This window comes from Geobacter sp. (assembly GCA_009684525.1).
GTDB lineage: Bacteria > Desulfobacterota > Desulfuromonadia > Geobacterales > DSM-12255 > Geoanaerobacter.
Map to the genome: position 1 here is coordinate 508,502 of WKKR01000002.1, position 18,480 is coordinate 526,981.

Sequence of the window (18,480 nt, forward strand, 5' to 3'; positions counted from 1 at the left end):
TCGGAGACGGGCCGGGCTGCCTTGGCAGTGCTCATGCCTCGCCAAGCGAAACCACAATCCGCCCGCGCACGGTGCTGCTCAGGATCGCCTGGATCCGCTCCTCAAGGCCGTTCAGGGTGCATTCATGCACGGTGCTCTCCAGGTGTGCCGGTTTCCAGCCGGCAGCAAGCCTGGCCCAGACCTCTTCGCGGGTCCGGCGGGGGCACTGGGCCGAATCGATCCCGATCAGGCTTACCCCCCTGAGGATGAACGGGTAGACGTTCAGGCTGAGTTCGGCCGAGCCGACCAGGCCGCAGCAGGTGACGGCACCGCCGTAGCGCATTGACTTCAACACCGCAGCCAGGATCTCCCCACCTGCCACATCCACTGCCCCGGCCCATCGCTCCGCCAGCAGTGGGCGCTCGCTCCAGCGGGTCACGTCGTCTCTGGAGATGACCGCCTGGGCGCCGAGTGCCTGCAGGAAGTCGGCAGCGTCCGGTTTGCCCGTTACCGCCACGACCCGGTAGCCGGATTGGGCCAGGATGCTCACGGCAAGACTGCCGACGCCGCCGGTCGCTCCGGTAACCAGGATGTCGCCCGAGTCGGCTGTCACGCCGGCCTGGATCAGCTTGAGGATGGAGAGGGATGCGGTAAATCCGGCCGTACCGAGCGCCATGCTCTCCCGAAGGGTGAGGTTTGCCGGGAGCTTCACCCCCCAGGCCGACGGAATGCGGATGTACTGGCCAAAGCCGCCGGGGGTGTTCATCCCCAGGTCGTATCCGGTGACGATCACCTTGTCCCCAGGGGTAAAGAGATCGCTGTCGCAGGAAACCACCTCTCCGGCGGCATCGATGCCGGGTGTATGGGGGAACCGGCGCGTCACGCCGGGATGGCCGGTGGCGGAGAGGGCATCCTTGTAGTTGAGCGACGAGTAATGCACCCGCACCACAAGATCGCCTTCCGGCAGGTCTGCCAGGGTCCGCTCCCGGATCGACCGGGAAAACGAGCCATCCCCTTCCTTTTCCACTACCAGTGCCTTGAACCTGAGTTCATTGTTTACCATCTTTCACCCCTTCGCAGCGCGGTTGCCGCAGTCATTTCCACTTGTCGTATCAGGACTTTGCGCGTTCGTACTGCGGCGGCCAGGGGATCTCCACCCCCAATGCCCTGGCTGCGTGGAGGGGCCAGTAGGGGTCGCGCAACATTGCCCGCGCCAGGAATACCGCGTCGGCCAGGCCGGTGGCGATGATCTGCTCGGCCTGGGCCGGTTCGAGGATCATGCCGACCGTGCCGGTGACAATCTCCGCATGCTGCCGGATTGCCGTGGCAAAGGGGGTCTGGAAGCCGGGGCCGAAGGGGATGGCGGCGTCGGGGACGACAAAGCCGCTGGAGCAGTCGACGAGATCGATGCCGATCGCCTTCAGGCGGCGGCTGAGCTCGATGGACTGGGCAAGGTCCCATCCGCCTTCCACCCAGTCGGTGGCCGAGATGCGGACGAAGAGGGGGAGTTCTTCCGGCCAGACCTCGCGCACTGCCTGTGCGATCTCAAGTGGCAGCCGGAGACGGTTTTCCAGATTCCCGCCGTACTCGTCGGTGCGCTGGTTGGCCAGCGGCGAGAGGAATTCATGTAGCAGGTAGCCGTGCGCCATGTGAATCTCGACGACCTTGAAGCCGGCCGTCAGGGCGCGGTTGGCAGCGGCGCGAAAGCCGCGCACCACGGCGGCTATATCGACCGTCGACATCTCCTGGGGGACGGGATGTCCGGGGGCAAACGGTACCGGGCTCGGCGCCAGCGGCTGCCAGCCGCGGCTGTCCGGGGTGAGCGGCCCGCCGCCGAGCCAAGGGAGATCGGTGGATGCCTTGCGCCCGGCATGGGCGAGCTGGATACCGGGGATTGCTCCTTGTTCGGCGATGAAGCGGGTGATGGGGGCAAAGGCCGAGGCATGCTCGTCGCTCCAGATGCCGCTGTCGTCCGGGCTGATGCGCCCTTCGGGACTGACGGCCGTTGCTTCGACCATGACCAGACCGGCACCCCCCACGGCGCGGCTCCCCAAGTGAACCAGATGCCAATCGGTGGGGATGCCCTGCTGGCTCGAATACTGGCACATGGGGGAGACGAATATGCGGTTACGAAAGGTGACACTGCGCAGGGACAGTGGGGAAAAGAGTCGGCTCATGGGATCTCTCCTTGATAGACAGGTGATGAGGCCGCATCGAACTGCGCGGCAGAATACAAAATCTGCTACAAGAGTAAGCCGTCATGCGATAAAATCAAGCGATTCGGTGTAGTTCTGTGATATAGAGATGTGACGGGTTCCCCACCCGAAAGGGACACTGGCCCGTACGAAATGTGATGATTGCCAATGCCGACTGTCATGACCTTTGACCACATACGCGAACGCCTGGCCACAGCCACCGTTTCCCTCGCACCTGCGGGCAAGATGACTCTCACGGCCGTTGCGCTGGTGATACGTCGGGGGCAGGAGGGTCCCGAGCTCCTCTTTATCGAGCGGGCCACCCATGAGGATGATCCCTGGTCAGGGAACATCGGCTTTCCGGGCGGCAAGCAGGAAAATAACGATGCCGACCTGCGCCAGACCGCGGAGCGCGAGACCCTGGAGGAGCTTGGCCTCGACCTGCAGCGCGCCGAGGCAGTGGGACGCCTCTCAGACATAGTGGGGGCGCACCTGCCGGTGCGGGTGACCTGTTTCGTCTATATTCTGCACGACCTGCCGCACCTGACGCTCAACGGCGAGATCCGGGATGTCTTCTGGGTGCCGCTGGCGCTCCTCTGCGAAGAGGCCCGCCAGGTGTCGGCAGAGGTCAGGTTTGCCGGCGAGGCCCTTCAGGCCCCTGCCATTCTCCTGCCTCATGCGGAAAAGCCGGTGCTCTGGGGAATAACCTTTCGTCTGGTGCGGCAGTTCTTGGAGATACTGGGCTGCCCGATCCCGTAATCGCAGGTCTTGAGCCTGCCGCTGTTTCGGGGTATGATCCGGACGGTTTGAACGTTTCATGTTTGAGGAGGTGCGGAAATGCAGCTGAAGAGTGATGAGACCATTCTGCAGGGATTCTGGATCGACCTGGGGAGCGCAATGGCGGAGGACGCCAACTGGGAGCGGATCAATCGGCTCGTTGCCGAATCCCTGGAGCACCTTGCCACGTCCGATAACGGCACGGACAAGCTCTATCGCGACCCTGCCGACGGCCGGTTCTGGGAGCTCACCCCGGTGATGCCCGGCCTGAAGAACGGCGGGCCGCCGCTCCTGGCGGTGATCGAGCCGGAGCGGGCAAAGGAAAAATACCCACGGGCGTTTACCGGGGCCTGAAGGCTGATTAATAGGCGTGGCACCGGTCTGGCGGTTTCATTGTCGCCTGTATATGCCGGAAACCCGATTGCACAAGGAGTGTGCCGATGACGAGCGGAGAAGAGACCCCCCTGGCATGTGCCAAATGCAGCGCAGTATGGCAGAACAAGGGTACCACCAACTGCTGGAGTGGCGATCCCGCAACGGCGCCCCCCCGACCCGGCAACTGTCCGTCGACCGCCTACGACGAGGTGATCAAGGAGTCGTTTGCCCTCTACACCGACGACAGCGAGGATGCCCGGCTTGCCCTGGTTGCGGCCAGGGTCGAGGGGCTCTGTTACCAGCCGGTGCCGGGAAGCGATGCGGTCAATGCCCGCTGGACCAGGGTGGAGGATACCATTGCCCTGGCCAAGCTGATGGGGTGGAAGAAGGTCGGTATTGCCACCTGTATCGGCCTGTTGGCCGAGACCGACAACCTGTCGGCCATCCTGCGGGCGCAGGGGCTGGAGCCGCTGTCGGTCTGCTGCAAGGCCGGGAGCATCGACAAGCTGGAACTGGGACTTGCCGAAGAGGACAAGGTCAGGCCCGGCACCTTCGAGCCGGCATGCAACCCCATTGCCCAGGCCCAGCTCTGCAACCGGCACCAGACCGACATGAACATCATCGTCGGCCTCTGCGTCGGTCACGACATGCTGTTCGCCAAGCACTCCCAGGCGCCGGTCACCACCCTGGTCTGCAAGGACCGGGTCACCGGCCACAACCCGGTCGCGGTGCTCTATGGGCAGAACTTCTATTACAAGCGGCTGCAGAAACAGCAGGTGCAGGTGGAGCCGTAAGGGGCGGGATTCTGCGATGATTGTGTCGGCGCCTCTTTGCGGGGGGTGTGACTAGTCCCGGAGCGGATAGGTCCGTGCCCGTGTGTGAGTGGCCCCTTCACGGCCAAGGACGCTTTCGTAAAGGTGGAATTCCGTCACCTTGAAGGGCTCGCTCTGGAAACCTCCGTGCTGTGCGGTGTATGCCGCCACCTGGGCGGGCGTGGTCTCTTTCAACCGGGCAATGGTGATATGGGGGGAGAAGGGGCGCTCATCCGGCAGGATGCCCACTGCTCTGCAGGCCTGCTCCACCTCGTGCTGCAGGGTGAGGAACTGCGCGCCGGCTTTGAGCCCGACCCAGAGCACGCGGGGCGCCCCCCGCGGCGGGAAATAGCCGATTCCCTTCAGGCCAAGGGGGAAACAGTTGCACGCAATCCCGGCCAGACCTTCCGCGATCCCTTTCAACAGAAGGTCGTCCGCATCGCCGATGAAGCGGAGCGTCAGGTGCAACTGCTCCGCTCCCACCCACTTTGCCCCGCGCAGTTCCCCTCGAAGGTCGGCTACGGCACGCTTCATCTCTTCCGGCAGGTCGATGGCCACGAACAGCCTGTGCATGGTTTTTCCCCCTACTTGCGGGCCAGGTGCTGCCCGGAGCCGAACTCGGCCACCAGGTAGCGCTGCCCGCTTTTCACGAGACGCGTTCCCATCCCCGCGGAGAGGCGGTTCAGTTTCCGGATCACCTGTTCGCCCCGCTCTCCCTCCAGCACCCTGGGCTGAAAGCGGATCTGCCGGTTCAGGACATTGAGCGGAAAGACTTCCACCTGCCTGATGCCCCCATCGAGAGTGATCCGGGCGATGATGCTCCGGTCCGATGCCCGGCTGCCGCTGCCGAAGGCAAAATTACCCAGGCTGTAAAAGATGACGCCGTCGCGATAGCGCTCGAGCCCCTGGAGGACATGGGGGTGATGGCCAAGGATCACGTCGGCACCGGCATCGATGGCCTGGTGTGCAATCCGTGTCTGGTAGGGCTGGGGCCGGCCAGCCAGTTCCCTCCCCCAATGAAACGAGACCACCACGTAGTCGGCGATTTTGCGCGCCGCGCGGATATCGGCCGTGACGAGGGGTGCGTAGCCCGGCGCCGTCCCTGCCCGTTTCGGGCCGGCAAAGAATTCGGCAGGGTAGGTCAGGGAGTAGGCGAGAAAGGCGATTCGCTTCCCCTGTGCCTCGATGATGGCAGGGACCCTGGCTTGTTCCAGGGAGCTGCCGGCCCCGCAGAAACGGATGCCGCTTCCCTGGAGGCTTCCCAGGGTGTCGGCAAGGCCGGCTGCGCCGAAATCGAGGATATGGTTGTTGGCCAGGGTGAGAACCGAGAATCCTGCCTGGCGAAGGGCCGGTGCGACCGCGAGGGGCGCCCTGAAACGGAAACGCTTCCCGGTGAACTCGGCGCCGGCACAAGTGATGGGCGCCTCCAGGTTGCCGACGACGATATCGCTGCCGGAGAGAAGAGTTCGGGTTGCGGCAAAGGCATGGGCATAGCCATGTTGCTCCAGCACGGGGCGGGCCGATCCGGACAGCATGATGTCCCCTACTGCGGAGATGGTCACCTCATCGGCTCCTGCAGAGGGGATGGCCAGGGTGTACGCAAGCAGGCATGCAGCTATGGCGAGAAGCAGGGATCGTCGCATATTCGAGCCAAAAAACGTTGACTTAAATGGAGGCAGGTGCTAGAAACTATAGCTTCCTTCGACTGACAGGTAAAGGGTATTCTTATGCTGGACCCACGGTTTATCCGCGAAAATTTGGAGCTGGTCGAATCCCGTCTCAAGACCCGTGGCGGCGGTGTCGACCTCGGTCGTTTCCGGGAACTCGACACCCGACGGCGGGAGGTGCTCCTGCAGTCTGAGACCCTGAAGGCGCTGCGCAACAAGGTTTCCGAAGAGATCAGCCGGATCAAGGACAAGAGCCAGGCCCAAGGGCGCATCGCCGAGATGCGCGAGGTCTCCCAGAAAATCAAGACGCTCGATGATGAGCTGCGCGGGGTCGAGGAGGAGCTGGAGAACGTCCTGCTCATGGTCCCCAATATCCCCCATGCCTCTGTGCCGGTCGGCACCTCAGAGGCGGACAACGTGGAGATCAGGCGCTGGGGGGAAAAACCGGCCATGGCCTTTGCCCCCAAACCCCACTGGGAGATTGGCGAGGATCTGCGGATTCTCGACTTCGAACGGGGGGCAAAGCTGACCGGGGCACGGTTCACGCTCTATCGCGGTGCCGGCGCGCGGCTGGAGCGGGCGCTCCTGAACTTCATGCTGGATCTCCATACGGAGCGGCACAATTATCTTGAAATGCTGCCGCCCTTTATGGTAAACAGGGAAAGCATGACCGGGACCGGTCAACTGCCGAAGTTTGAGGATGACCTGTTCCACCTTGACGGTGTTGATTACTTCCTGATCCCCACTGCCGAGGTTCCGGTAACAAACATCCATCGCAACGAAATCCTCCGTGGCGACGATCTCCCCCTGCTGTATACCGCCTATACTCCCTGCTTCAGGAAAGAGGCCGGCTCGTACGGCAAGGACACTCGGGGGCTGATCCGGCAGCATCAGTTCAACAAGGTTGAGCTGGTAAAGTTCAGCCACCCAGAGCACTCCTATGCTGAGCTGGACCGGCTGCTCGACAATGCCGAAGAGGTGCTCCGGCTGTTGGGGCTCCATTATCGGGTCGTTGAGCTCTGCACCGGTGATATCGGTTTTTCCGCGGCGAAAACGTTCGACATAGAGGTTTGGTTGCCTGGACAGGATACATTCCGCGAGATTTCGTCCTGCAGCAACTTCGAGGATTTTCAGGCCCGCCGGGCATCGATCCGTTTCCGTGAAGATGAAAAGGCCAAGCCGGAATATGTCCACACGCTGAACGGTTCCGGGCTGGCAGTCGGCCGGACCCTGGTGGCGGTGTTGGAAAACTACCAGCAGGCCGACGGCTCGGTAATGATCCCGGAAGCCCTCAGGCCCTACATGGGTGGTCAGGAGCGGATCAGCTAAAGGTTTGGAGGGATGGCCGAGTGGCTTAAGGCGGCGGTCTTGAAAACCGTTGAACGAAAGTTCCGTGGGTTCAAATCCTACTCCCTCCGCCATATCTTGTTGACGATAGTGCAGAAAACGTGTTAGGAGAGATGGCCGAGTAGGTCGAAGGCGCTCGCCTGCTAAGCGAGTATACTGGGAAACCGGTATCGAGGGTTCGAATCCCTCTCTCTCCGCCATTCATTCAAGGGCCGCCGCCCAGTGTCGGAGGAAATGGTGAGGTTAACTGTACATATTCTTTCTTGCGTGGCACTGGTCGGGGTTGTTGCCCTGACGGGTTGCAGCAAGAAAGAAGAACAAAAGGTCGGTGAGCCTGCCACTTCTCAACCTGGCCAGATGGCTAAGAAAGAAACCACGGTTGTGGTCCCCGAGTCGGTCAAGGGAAAGTGGAAGGCCGTAAGAATAGCGGTTAACGACAAGAAGACAAACAAGGAAACGGTCTACACCGTTCCTCTCGGTTCAAGCATCTCGATTCCCAACACGGCCTTGAAGATCAAGGTCGAGAACTTCCTGCCCCACTTCACCATGGAGGGGACGACGCTGACTTCGCTCTCCAACGAGCCGAAGAACCCTGCGGCGCAGGTCAGGATCAGCGAAGGGGATCACGAGATTTTCAAAGGGTGGCTGTTTTCTCTCTACCCCACAACCCATGCTTTTCAGCATCCTTTGTACGGTTTTTCCCTGGTTGATTTCGTCCCGGCAAGCTGACGAACAACCAGATAGGCATACGCGCTTGTAGCTCAGCTGGATAGAGCAACGGACTACGAATCCGTAGGTCGGGAGTTCGAATCTCTCCAAGCGCGCCAAAAAAAGCAGGGGGTTAGACAGCAATGTCTAGCCCCTTTGTTGTTGATGCTCATTTTGGTCAACCTTTCCCTCTAAATGCATACATCTCTTTTTAGGTCAAATGTTGCAGAGTGGAAAGTTCAGACTAACCACCCCCCTCTACCCCCGTCACTGTTCCCGTCAGCTATACCGTCCCATAGGCCGCGTGTACCTTTGTCTAAAAGAGGATTGTCTAAAAGAGGAGTCAACTGTATCGGGGGGGGCATAAGACAACCTGCTCGCCGCAGATACATACCCTCTTCTTGGCCGCGCAATAAATATCTGGAAATGTTGAGGAATGCTGAGGTCTGGGGGTGGCATAGGACGATGCAGCGTTAGTGTGAATAGTGGACGGATCACGCAAATGAAATAATGGGGGCATCCGTGATGGACACCCCCCCCCTTAAAAAGTGTAAAATTTTCCGACTTATTTTTTGCTTTTCTTCCTGCCGTATGCCGCAAGACCGACAAGCCCAGCACCCAAGAGGAATATTGTCGAGGGTTCGGGGACAGGGGCGGGGTGACCAATAACCTCAAAAACTGAGTCTTGCCACCATGAGAATGAACCAGGTTCTGTGAAATTATAATTCATGATGTATCTACCAGGTATTGTTGAAAGATTACCATCGGTTTCATCCCAACTTGAATCGTCCCAAATAGCTTCGACGCCGGTTCCTATCACTGAGTTTAGACCCAAAAAATACGTACCAGCTGCCAGATTAATTTTTAGATTATGTATTGAATAATCATAGCCGTACCAATTATCCCATAATACATTTGTATTATTCTCCGTTCTCTCTGCAATGATATCTCTATTTATTAGTGTGTTAGCTTCAATAGGGAGACCATTAAATATCGTCAAATTTGTTGCGATATAAACCATATTTATTCCATCATGTTGTGACCATTTAAACCCGGTAATAACGTAGTCACGATCTAATGTAAAATCGTCATAAATCATTTGTGTAAAACCAGGTTCGATAATATTTCTAATATTTGATTGATGTCCCGAATACTGCCCATTATCAAATAAAACTACTGCTTGAGACACCTCAGCAATGCCTAAAAAGGCAAATCCAATTACTATCCCTACCCAGTATCTCATCTTACCCCCCCCCTGTTTAAGTTTAGTAACATTTACTTTTGAACTCGCTTTAAGCACTAACAGGACATCTGAGTTGATTATAAGTGTTTAATGCAAGTTTGTATCCATGCGGGTAACTCACCGATTCAGTGGCATTTATAGCGGTTAAAATTCTTCGGGTAGTATGTTTGTAAATAACGCCGACAGTATTGACATTGGTAATAATCCCACACGCTGCTCGATAAAATGGTTGGATAGGGGCCGCTGGAGTTTAACTACACGGTCGGGTGTGTGTGGGTGTGCGTATCAATACGCTGCCGATCCGATACACCTGGGGGGGGAATCACGCTGCACGGTTATGGGAATGTTTGCTGTCAAACCCGCTCAAAACAAAGGGGCCAGGGGGGGACTACCCGTCTGCTTGGTGTCTCTGCCCTATTGGATTATGTGTCATGCGCGACAGCCGGGAATATAGTCCGGAAACATGGCCCAAAATAGGGTGAAAAGTGTATTAAAATTGGCAAAAACGGGGTGTAAACTGGGCAATGGTTGTACTTAGGTGTCACATATGGGAACGCCTGTAGATAGGCGCGGGACGAGGGATTACAGGTGATGACAGTTGATACAATAGGACAATAATGGAAAAGCCGCCTTAATACGATAATATTAATATATTGTATGCTGTTTACCCGTAACGAAAAACATGGCGTTTTCATGACTGAGGTGAAAGTTATCCACTTTTTACCTGTCGTTTTCAGCCCTCCATGCGCGTTGTTTTTTTGACAGAACTGTATACAGGTTCAAATATGTATTGACACGTCATATCGGGTAGTTACGGGCGCAGCCTATTCTCTGGGCAAGGAGGAAAAGATCTCAAATTTTCGTGCCATTATGGAAACGTTTCCACAGCTGACGGCAAGTTATCAACAGGGTGCGTGGAAAACCCTTTCGTGTCAATTTTGTCGACATGACGAGTGTCGTCAATGCATCTGAAAGGTGGCGTTCCCCTGTTGCCGGGCTGTATAATATTTCATGATTGCGTAGAACCAGAGCTGAATGTTAGATTGAAATAATATATACTTGTGCATAATACTTTTTATCCGGATCTCATGAGCCGAATGTAGTAGGCAGGAACCGGATGCAGTGCCCCGTTGCATATCTGTGCCGGGTTCCGTCCATTTGGAGGAAGAGATTCCATGATCAGGACACGTTTCAATCGGGACAAGGTGCTGTCGCTGTTGAAGAAGGTGCCGTTGTTTGCCAACTTCAGCGATGCGGAAATTTATGCCCTGCTGGAGAGGACCAATGCCTACAGTTGCCAGCGGGGGGAAACCGTCTTTCTTGAGGATGAAGAGGAACAATTCATGTACGTGATCCTCGCCGGTCGGCTGAAGGTAGTCGAGATCACGCGGGAGGGTCAGGAGCGCGTGATGGCCATCCGTCATCGGGGCGATTATTTCGGCGACATGGGGATTCTCGATGGTAAAACCGATTTTGCCACGGTGATTGCCATGGAAGACAGCAAGGTCCTCTTGCTGACCAAGAGCCTGTTCGACGAATTTTTGCGGGAGAATGTCATGGTGATGCAGGGGATCATCACGGAGCTGTGCCGGCGGCTGCGGGAATGCTGGCTGTTTCACACGATCATCGGGACCAATGATGCAGAGTCGAAAATCAGGGTCACGCTCGCCCGGTTCGGCAAGACCCTGGGGGTGCCGAACAGCAACGGGGTCATCATCAATGCACCCTTTACGCACCAGGCACTAGCGGATCGCGTGCAGGTGAGCCGCGAGACCGTGACCCGGATGCTGAAAAAGATGAAGAACAACGGCGAGATCGAGATGGTCGAGGGGAGAAGGATCAAGCTGTTGCCCAAATTCTTCCAGGAAATCGCCCGCTGCGAACTCTATCTGGCTTTGTCCGGGGACTCATAGCGCTGCTTACGAATGTGCTAGCGAGTGCAACGCCGCCGGTACAGCAATGAAATAAGAAGTATGAAGGCAAACCCCGCCAGTAGAGCCATTTTCCCGTTCAGGGAGACGCCTGCCGCTGTTGCGGCAATTCCCCACGCCTGCACCAGTGCTCCCCCCATAACCATCCCCAATACCATCAGGCCGGCGTCCACATCACCCTCACCCGCCTTGATCAGCTGACGGAACGGGCACCCACCGAACAGTACCGAGATCCATCCCACCAGACCCATGCCGAGAAAGCTCCAGAGGTATTCCAGGTGCGCCCCGGGCTGCCCGTAAAGCGACAGGTGGAAGCCGCCGGTGACCAGGCTTGCGCAGACGGCGGCAGTGACGAATGCCGCAAGGCCGACGAGTTGCGGTGCCCGGCGCCCCATGAGGATGATGTCGCGCATGCTGCCGGTGATGCAGAACCTGCTCCGCTGCGCCAGCACTCCCAGGAGCAGTCCGCTGCCGAGCGATGCGATAAGGGGCGCATGCCTGGCAGAACTCCCCTCGTTGGAAAGGGCAAGAAAAGAGGGGCGGAGGAAGATGAACAGCAGAAGCAGGCAGAACAGAGCCGGAACGAGTATCCCGTTGAGCGATCCTTCGGGTTTCTGTTCACCTAGTTCGACGCCCCGGTCCAATGCGGTGAGCCCGGTCCAGACCCCGGCTGTCAGGCCTGCCATGCCGGCAACGGCGGTAAGGTCCCCTGCGGTGAGGCGGAGCAGCAGCTTGATGGGGCAACCGATGAAAATGGCGCAACCGACGATGAGAAACAGGCCGGCAAAGAACTTGAGCATTGGGGCCGAGCTGCCGCGTGGCCTGAACTCCCTGGCGGCAATGGCGCTCAGCACCGCACCGATGACGAACCCGGGGAGCTCGGGACGGAGGTATTGCAGGCGGGCATTGTCGTGCAGTCCCAGTGCGCCGACGCTGTTTTCCATGAAGCAGGAGATGCAGATCCCGGAGTTTTCCGGATTACCCCAATAGGCCAGCATGACCCCGAGCAGTCCCATGGCCATGCCAGTGACGGCAATCGTCCCGGTATGTCGGTCGGGTAGATTCATGTCGTTACTCGCACCCTCCGGCCAGGCGACTCTGGAGGTAGCGGAGGTTCTGCGCCATCTCCGGCGCCGCAGAAGCTGTGCCGGCCGATGAGGCGGCAGCCTTGGCCCGGATGCCGTCGACCAGGCGGCTGATGGCGTTCCGTCGGGAGAGAGGGCTTGTCTTGTCCACGTAACTGCCATCGAGGCGGATTCCCTGGGCAAAAGATGCCGCAGCCTCCGCAGGCGCGCCAAGGTCTGCCAGGATCTGGCCGCGCAGGATAAAGGCGTGGGCGTCGCCGGGAAATGTACGGGAGAGCTCTTCGAGCTTGAGCAGCGCCTGCTGGGGCCGGCCCTGCTGCAGCAGCAATTCGACCGGTTCGTATCGCTGACGGAGCAGGTAACGGCGGGCCTCGACAATGGCCTGCTGGTCGTTAGCCCTTCCCAGTAACCTGGCTGCGCTCTGCGTGGAGTCGTCACGCTGCATGAAAGGGAGCAGGGCAATGGCAACCACAACCAGGGCGATGCCGATCCAGAGGAGCCTGTCGTAGGTGTCGTTCAGCATGTCTGCCTAATAGTGCTGGTATGGGGGCATGTTGGTGTGTCGCGCCATGTCGCGTAGCGGATTGTACTCCGCATCGGTGAGAACCTCGAATCCGTCGATCCAGGCCGCTTTCATCACCTTTACTCGCTCGCCGTCCATCTCGACAGTGTCGGTCGGTTTCAGTTCCAGCAGGGCCTTGCGGACCTTTTCCGTGAGGCCGGGGTCGGTTTCCTTGGCTGCAGCGAAGGTGCAGTAGGGGATGAGCTTGCTTTGCGCCACGATGGTGAAATCGTCCGGCGAGATCTTCCCTTCGCGGGTCATGACTTCCAGGTCCAGCATCGGTGCGGCAGCCAGATCGTACTGGCCGAAGAGGACGCCATAGATCGCCTTTTCGTGCTTGTAGGAGCCTGAGGGGATGGAATAGAAGGCGAGATCCGATTCGGGGTTGATGCCCGCTGCCAGCATCAGGTCGTATTCGGCCAGATACCCGGTGGGGGCGAGCATCGGTCCGAAGGCGAGGCGCTTGCCGCGAATGTCGCTGAGGCGGGTAATGCCGCTTCCTTTGCGGGCGATGATGGCACCTGCACTGCGGGAGCCGAATTGCCCCCGTTTCTCGGCAGCTATCAGGTTGGTACCGTAGCGTTCTCTCAGGACGATATAGAGGAGCGAATTGGTGTGGGTGATGGCAAATTCCCCTGCCTTGAAGCGCGTTTCAAAGTCGTGGGTGTCCACCGGGACCGCGACAAAATTGACGCCGACCTTCTCGGAGAGATAGCGGGTCAGTGGGCGAAATCGCTGCATGGTCTCCTGCTGATTGTTGCAGTTCATGTAGCCTATCTTGACGGTCGGTTTTTCCGAGATGCTGTCGCAGGAGGCACAGGAGAGCGGAAGCGCAACGGTTAGCAGGATGAAGAAGCGATGGCAGGCAGTACGCATGGTCGTGAGCATGGTTGGTACTATAGCAAACCTGGTGCCTTTTGGGAATGGAAGTGGTCAGTTGTGAGCTAAATTAGTGTAATATAATGATTATAATATGTCCATTAATGAGAGTGGGGTAAAAGTTTTGCATCAAAATTAATATGATAACGGAATATCCCCTTGTAAATGCCGTTGTTGACCGATTCTGCGTGTCATGATGTCGAGTCGGGCCGTTCCGTGATTTCGCATAGTAAAATTCTGTTTCCAGTGTGCTGTATTTTTTTTATGTACAGGGGTAACTAAAATATACTTATCTGCCGATAAGTTATCTCGCTGCCTCGTCAAGGGTGAGGTGAGTGGTGATGACGGAGCGGTATCGTGATATGACGGAATAGCTCAAGCTGCAGCGCTGGGGGTATACCTTGATGAATGATAGTAGAGGGCGGGAACGTCTTGTTTTTGTGCTGGTTCTGTTCATAGTGGGATGTCTGCTGGTCGGCAGGGCCGAGGCGACGATCCAGTGTTACGATTGCCACGGGACCAGGAATCCGGTGGATTTCCGGCCGCTGGACGCAGCATACCGGAATATTACCAGCGGCGGCTTCCAGGGTAATCACAGAAACCATCTTCAGCCGGGTGCCGGTCCGGCGAGCTGTACGCTCTGCCATCCGGGAAGCGATGCCTACACCACCTCGCACCGGGACGGCGTCGTGACCCTTGCCCCGCGGCTCAACAACTCTCCCGCAGCTACCCGTTATACCAACCATACCACTGCCTGGCAGCAGAACGCCTTTCCGGACATGGGTCAATGCTCCAACGTCAACTGCCACTTTGAAACCCTCACCCCCCCCTGGGGAAGCCCCACGCTTGCCAGAAACGACTGCACCACCTGTCATGGTGCCCCGCCCGCCACCGGCAGCCATGGCAAAAAGCATGGCGAATATTATGGCACCGGGACCGACAGCTGCAGCAGATGCCATTCCGACCATACCCAGGAGTCCAATCCCCTGGCGCATGCGGCTGATGTCGGCACGCGCCCCCTGGCTGTCCAGTTCGGCGGGGTCAATGCCCAGGGACGCTATTCCGGCAACGTGAGCTATCCCGATTTCCTGCCGAGCAAGAACCCGGCACGGTCGGGAAGCTGTCTGAATCTCTATTGCCACAGCAACGGTGCCGGCGGAGCGCCGCGGGTTACGCCGCGGTGGAGCGGCCAGGGAACGACCACATGCTATTCCTGCCACGGCGGGCGCAAAGAGGATAACACCCAGGCGGACTGCAGCGCGTCGGGGGGGAACTGGGACAGCACGAGTCAGATCTGCACCCCTTCCCTGACCATGAGCTCCAACGGTCATGCGCGCCTGGTCGGACCCCAGTGGGTTCGCAAGTATTCCTGTTACTACTGCCACAATGCCACCACCAACGCGGACGGCACCCTGAAGGACCAGTCCATGCACGTAAACGGTGCGCGGGACGTGGAGATGTCGCCGCAATGGAACATCGTCGGCAGGCCGCTTCCTTCCTACGATCCGCAGACCAAGATCTGCGACAACGTCTACTGCCACAGCGACGGCACGGCAAACCCCGAAACCGTGCGCCCCTTTGCCTGGACCGAACCGAAAACGGAGTGCAATACCTGCCACGGCCATCCGCGCGGCAGCTGTTCGTCTGCTGGCTGCCATGACGGACGTACGGACACCACCGGCAAGGTCTGGACGGTCAAGACCGGCTGGCCTTCCGGCCAGGAGTGGAAGGCTGCCATCCCGATGTTTGCCAATGAAGGCGCCGGCATGCCGCGGGCAAACTCCCATCCGCGGCATACGGAAACCAGCTTTACCTGCGACAACTGTCATGCCTCAACCGTTGTCAACGGCATCTGCACCGACTGCCACAAGACCGGCATCCCCACGGGGCAGATGGGAGAAGTGGCCCATATCAACGCCAATTACCATGTGAACAAGTCACGGGACGTGGTCTTCCTGAACGGCGGCTCCTACGACCCGGTGACCAAGGTCTGCACCAACACGGTATGCCACACCGGCGGGACCGACCCGGTCTGGGGCGACTCGGTGACGCGGAGCGTGATCTGTCTCAACTGCCACGGCACCACCGCGGCGGATTATGACGATTTCGGCATGATCTTCAACGGCACCCGGGCCAAGATCAATCTCAACGAATGGCAGACCACGGGTCATGGCCGCCAGCTGGCAAGCGGCCCCTACCCGGCATCCGGCAACCCTCCAGCCAATTTCCCCGGCAACCCCTGCTGGTACTGCCATGACAACAACGTCCTCCATATGGACGGCACCAACCCCTTCCGCCTGCGCAAGCACCCGCAGTTCAGCAAGCGGTTCGAGAAGGAGTGCGTCTACTGCCACATGGAGGGGCTCGAAAGCGAGTGCCTCGGCTGCCACAATTCGGGCGAATCGCTTGCCATCCAGCTTTCCTATTCATCGGTCATGACCAAGCACGGCAACAGCCTGGTTACTACCGGCTGCCGCAATGCAGGCTGCCATGACAGCGATGCCAGCCTGCACAAGACAGGCGCCGGCTTCTGGGATGCCGCCAAAAAGGAAGATGTCAGAAACCAGTATGAAATGATGGGGGTCTGCCTGCAGTGCCACGACGATGACACCGGCGGCAAGTGTAACCAGTGCCATGTGGCACCACCTGAAAATCCGATGAAGTACTCCCTGGGCTTCGATCCGGGCACCGGGTTCATCAAGCCGCAGAAGGCGAGGGCATCGTCGGTCCATTTTGGCTACAAGCATTACCGTGCCTACCAGCAGAACGGTGTCTGGAAGGGGGGCAAGTTCTGCTGGGACTGCCATGATCCCCATGGTGACACCAACATCTATATGATCCAGGGTAAGGTGGCTACCTCCACCGACGGCACCTTCGGCAAGCCGCTCAGTCGGGCCACGGTAACCTTTACCCGCAAGCAGAGCGGTCTGGACTATGCGCGGATCAATGCTCCCTACGACGGGATCTGCAACGTCTGCCATGCCGCTGGCAGCCAGCACTACCGGAGTGACGGCGGCGACGGGCACAACGCAGGCCGTATCTGCACCTCCTGCCACGAGCACCGGTTCACCGACAGTCACGCCGATGATCTGGCCTGCAACACCTGTCACCTGAACAAGCCGGTACCGCGGCACTCCGGCTTCGGCCTCCCCCGCGACTGCACCAAGTGCCACGGCGGCATCATCGGCAACCGGATGGACGTCATGAGCCAGCTCAAGGCGAACTCGCATCATATCCAGGGGATAGATCCCAACAACAAGCACTGCTACGCCTGTCACTGGGAATCGACCCCCGAGGGGCTGATCGATATCAAGCACCACGAAGGCTACAACTACAAGAACTACTCTTCGGTGAAAAACGCCAAGGTCGACCTGGTGGTCTGGGAGGCTGGGATCAGGCCGACATTCTACAACAGCACCACGTCCATCAGCTTCCTGGCGTCGAATATCGGTAGCAGCGATGTTGCCGTCTCCCGCGCCGAATCGTCCAAGGTCAACAACCACTGTATCTCCTGCCACAGCGACCAGAACAACGACACCCAGCCGTTCGGCGACTGCAAGACACCGCGCCAGTACGCCTGGGACGGTCAGAGCATCGCTGCCCGGTACAGCCAGCTCGGCACCACGCCGTGGGGCAAATACAATTCCACGACCTTTGCCAAGGCCAACAAGAAGGACACCCTGGCCAAGGCCTTCTCTGCCCATGGCAATGCCAAGGCCAACCAGGGGGGCTGGGAGACGGCCACCGGTTACGATGGCGCCATCAGCAACTCCCGTAACGGTACCTACAACGTCAACTGTTTCGACTGCCACAGCTCCCACGGTTCCAAGGTGGTTGGAGTGACCTCCAGCTACGTCACCTTCAACGGTACCAGAAACGGTGCCAACCTGAAAGAAACCCAGGCGGGCAAGGGTGGCTATACCATGAATTACAAGGCCTCCAGCAATGCCGACAGCGGTTCCGTCAACCCCTACAACACGGGGGCCGGGCAGTGCTTCGACTGCCACCTGACGCAGAATGCCGGCACCACACCCTGGGGTTACCAGTCCACCTTCGGCGCGACCAAGCCGATCATGGGCTACGGCGATACCGAGCGCTTCGGTCAAGGGATGAAGGGCTCGATCGCGCGCTTTACCTATCGCGACACGAAGAAGACCATTGTCGGCGGCCACCTGAAGGCGTCGAGCATGCTGAACTACACCACGGCAGCACAAGACCGAATCGGCGGACTCTGTACGCCATGCCACGACCCGCACGGAGTGAGCCCGACGCTGGGGGGCAACCGATCCTATGCGGTTCCGCTTTTGAAGGGGACCTGGCTCACCTCGCCGTACCAGGACGACAGCGCCCAGACGGCCCTCGGCTCCAGCTATGTCTATGCCGAGCCGACCTGGCGGAGCGACCGGAATACCTTCTCCACCATGACCGACAACACGAAACGGGTGAACGAGAGTGACAGCCAGTTTGCCGGCCTCTGCCTCCGATGCCACAAAAAGGGGAACCTCACCGACGGCGTGAACAAGAACACGTCGATGAAGAGCCTCGATCGCGTGCATGAGTCGGTGAAAGGCTGGGGTGCCAATGACGAGCACTCCTTTACCTGCTCCAAGTGCCACCAGCCGCATAATTCCGGGCTGCCGCGCCTGATGAAGACCAACTGCCTCGACTGGACGCACCGGGGTCAGGTGAAGTCCGGCGGTACGCCCAATACCAGCGGCTGGCGCTGCGGCAGCGTCCAGGGGTTCCCGCGGGGGAAATACTCGTTCAACCAGGGTGTGAGCTGTCACGGAGACAGTGACGGCACCAGCAATTTCCCCACCGATACCCGGTGGAACAACGTGACACCGTGGCAGTAATCCGGTGAGTGATCTGGCAGTGTCCATCCGGAAACACCGGATGGGACACTGCTGCTTTCTAGGT

At 58.8% G+C, this 18,480-nt stretch carries 15 protein-coding genes and 3 tRNA genes; 10 read left to right on the forward strand and 8 right to left on the reverse strand.

Features of this window, described 5'->3' with window-relative positions:
* Positions 1 to 31: 31 nt before the first annotated feature.
* Entirely contained in the window at positions 32 to 1,042 is a 1,011-nt protein-coding gene (locus GJT30_08480) for an acryloyl-CoA reductase (protein MSM39640.1), read from the reverse strand.
* A 49-nt stretch (positions 1,043 to 1,091) separates the two neighbouring features.
* Entirely contained in the window at positions 1,092 to 2,156 is a 1,065-nt protein-coding gene (locus GJT30_08485; protein ID MSM39641.1) for an oxidoreductase, read from the reverse strand.
* A gap of 264 nt (positions 2,157 to 2,420) precedes the next feature.
* Between GJT30_08485 and GJT30_08490 the strand changes: the two genes are divergently transcribed.
* From GJT30_08490 to GJT30_08500, 3 genes are all read left to right on the forward strand, one after another.
* Positions 2,421 to 2,933, forward strand: coding sequence for an NUDIX domain-containing protein (locus tag GJT30_08490; GenBank protein ID MSM39642.1), 513 nt, complete (start codon positions 2,421 to 2,423; stop codon positions 2,931 to 2,933).
* A gap of 78 nt (positions 2,934 to 3,011) precedes the next feature.
* Positions 3,012 to 3,305 carry a hypothetical protein gene (locus GJT30_08495; protein ID MSM39643.1) on the forward strand — a complete coding sequence of 98 codons (294 nt, stop codon included), beginning with the start codon at positions 3,012 to 3,014 and terminating at the stop codon, positions 3,303 to 3,305.
* Positions 3,306 to 3,391: 86 nt separating this feature from the next.
* Positions 3,392 to 4,120, forward strand: coding sequence for a DUF1847 domain-containing protein (locus GJT30_08500; GenBank protein ID MSM39644.1), 729 nt, complete (start codon positions 3,392 to 3,394; stop codon positions 4,118 to 4,120).
* Positions 4,121 to 4,171: 51 nt separating this feature from the next.
* On the opposite strand, the gene thpR is transcribed toward GJT30_08500, so the two are convergent.
* Both thpR and GJT30_08510 read right to left on the reverse strand, forming a co-directional pair.
* Positions 4,172 to 4,711 carry an RNA 2',3'-cyclic phosphodiesterase gene (thpR, locus tag GJT30_08505; GenBank protein ID MSM39645.1) on the reverse strand — a complete coding sequence of 180 codons (540 nt, stop codon included), beginning with the start codon at positions 4,709 to 4,711 and terminating at the stop codon, positions 4,172 to 4,174.
* A gap of 11 nt (positions 4,712 to 4,722) precedes the next feature.
* Positions 4,723 to 5,781 carry a CapA family protein gene (locus tag GJT30_08510; protein MSM39646.1) on the reverse strand — a complete coding sequence of 353 codons (1,059 nt, stop codon included), beginning with the start codon at positions 5,779 to 5,781 and terminating at the stop codon, positions 4,723 to 4,725.
* Between the two features lie 84 nt (positions 5,782 to 5,865).
* On the opposite strand from GJT30_08510, the gene serS reads away from it, so the two are divergent.
* From serS to GJT30_08535, 5 genes are all read left to right on the forward strand, one after another.
* Positions 5,866 to 7,134 carry a serine--tRNA ligase gene (gene serS, locus GJT30_08515; GenBank protein MSM39647.1) on the forward strand — a complete coding sequence of 423 codons (1,269 nt, stop codon included), beginning with the start codon at positions 5,866 to 5,868 and terminating at the stop codon, positions 7,132 to 7,134.
* A 6-nt stretch (positions 7,135 to 7,140) separates the two neighbouring features.
* A tRNA-Ser gene (locus GJT30_08520) sits at positions 7,141 to 7,226 on the forward strand.
* A gap of 33 nt (positions 7,227 to 7,259) precedes the next feature.
* Positions 7,260 to 7,352 (forward strand) — tRNA-Ser (locus GJT30_08525).
* A 34-nt stretch (positions 7,353 to 7,386) separates the two neighbouring features.
* Positions 7,387 to 7,881, forward strand: coding sequence for a DUF2155 domain-containing protein (locus tag GJT30_08530; protein ID MSM39648.1), 495 nt, complete (start codon positions 7,387 to 7,389; stop codon positions 7,879 to 7,881).
* A 21-nt stretch (positions 7,882 to 7,902) separates the two neighbouring features.
* Positions 7,903 to 7,979: transfer RNA gene (locus GJT30_08535), tRNA-Arg, on the forward strand.
* Positions 7,980 to 8,425: 446 nt separating this feature from the next.
* On the opposite strand, the gene GJT30_08540 is transcribed toward GJT30_08535, so the two are convergent.
* The gene (locus GJT30_08540) at positions 8,426 to 9,103 is read right to left on the reverse strand and encodes a PEP-CTERM sorting domain-containing protein (protein MSM39649.1); all 678 of its coding nucleotides are present in this window, start codon (positions 9,101 to 9,103) and stop codon (positions 8,426 to 8,428) included.
* A 1,175-nt stretch (positions 9,104 to 10,278) separates the two neighbouring features.
* Here GJT30_08540 and GJT30_08545 point away from each other — a divergent pair.
* The gene (locus tag GJT30_08545; protein MSM39650.1) at positions 10,279 to 11,016 is read left to right on the forward strand and encodes a cyclic nucleotide-binding domain-containing protein; all 738 of its coding nucleotides are present in this window, start codon (positions 10,279 to 10,281) and stop codon (positions 11,014 to 11,016) included.
* A gap of 17 nt (positions 11,017 to 11,033) precedes the next feature.
* On the opposite strand, the gene GJT30_08550 is transcribed toward GJT30_08545, so the two are convergent.
* The 3 genes from GJT30_08550 to GJT30_08560 are packed head-to-tail and all read right to left on the reverse strand — an operon-like array spanning position 11,034 to position 13,557.
* A complete protein-coding gene (locus tag GJT30_08550) occupies positions 11,034 to 12,101 on the reverse strand; it encodes a YedE-related selenium metabolism membrane protein (protein MSM39651.1) in 1,068 nt (355 codons plus the stop codon).
* Positions 12,102 to 12,105: 4 nt separating this feature from the next.
* The gene (locus GJT30_08555) at positions 12,106 to 12,642 is read right to left on the reverse strand and encodes a hypothetical protein (protein MSM39652.1); all 537 of its coding nucleotides are present in this window, start codon (positions 12,640 to 12,642) and stop codon (positions 12,106 to 12,108) included.
* A gap of 6 nt (positions 12,643 to 12,648) precedes the next feature.
* The gene (locus GJT30_08560) at positions 12,649 to 13,557 is read right to left on the reverse strand and encodes a PhnD/SsuA/transferrin family substrate-binding protein (protein ID MSM39653.1); all 909 of its coding nucleotides are present in this window, start codon (positions 13,555 to 13,557) and stop codon (positions 12,649 to 12,651) included.
* Positions 13,558 to 13,964: 407 nt separating this feature from the next.
* Between GJT30_08560 and GJT30_08565 the strand changes: the two genes are divergently transcribed.
* Positions 13,965 to 18,416 (forward strand): CxxxxCH/CxxCH domain-containing protein, encoded by a 4,452-nt coding sequence (locus GJT30_08565; protein ID MSM39654.1) that lies wholly within the window; start codon positions 13,965 to 13,967, stop codon positions 18,414 to 18,416.
* Positions 18,417 to 18,480 lie beyond the last annotated feature (64 nt).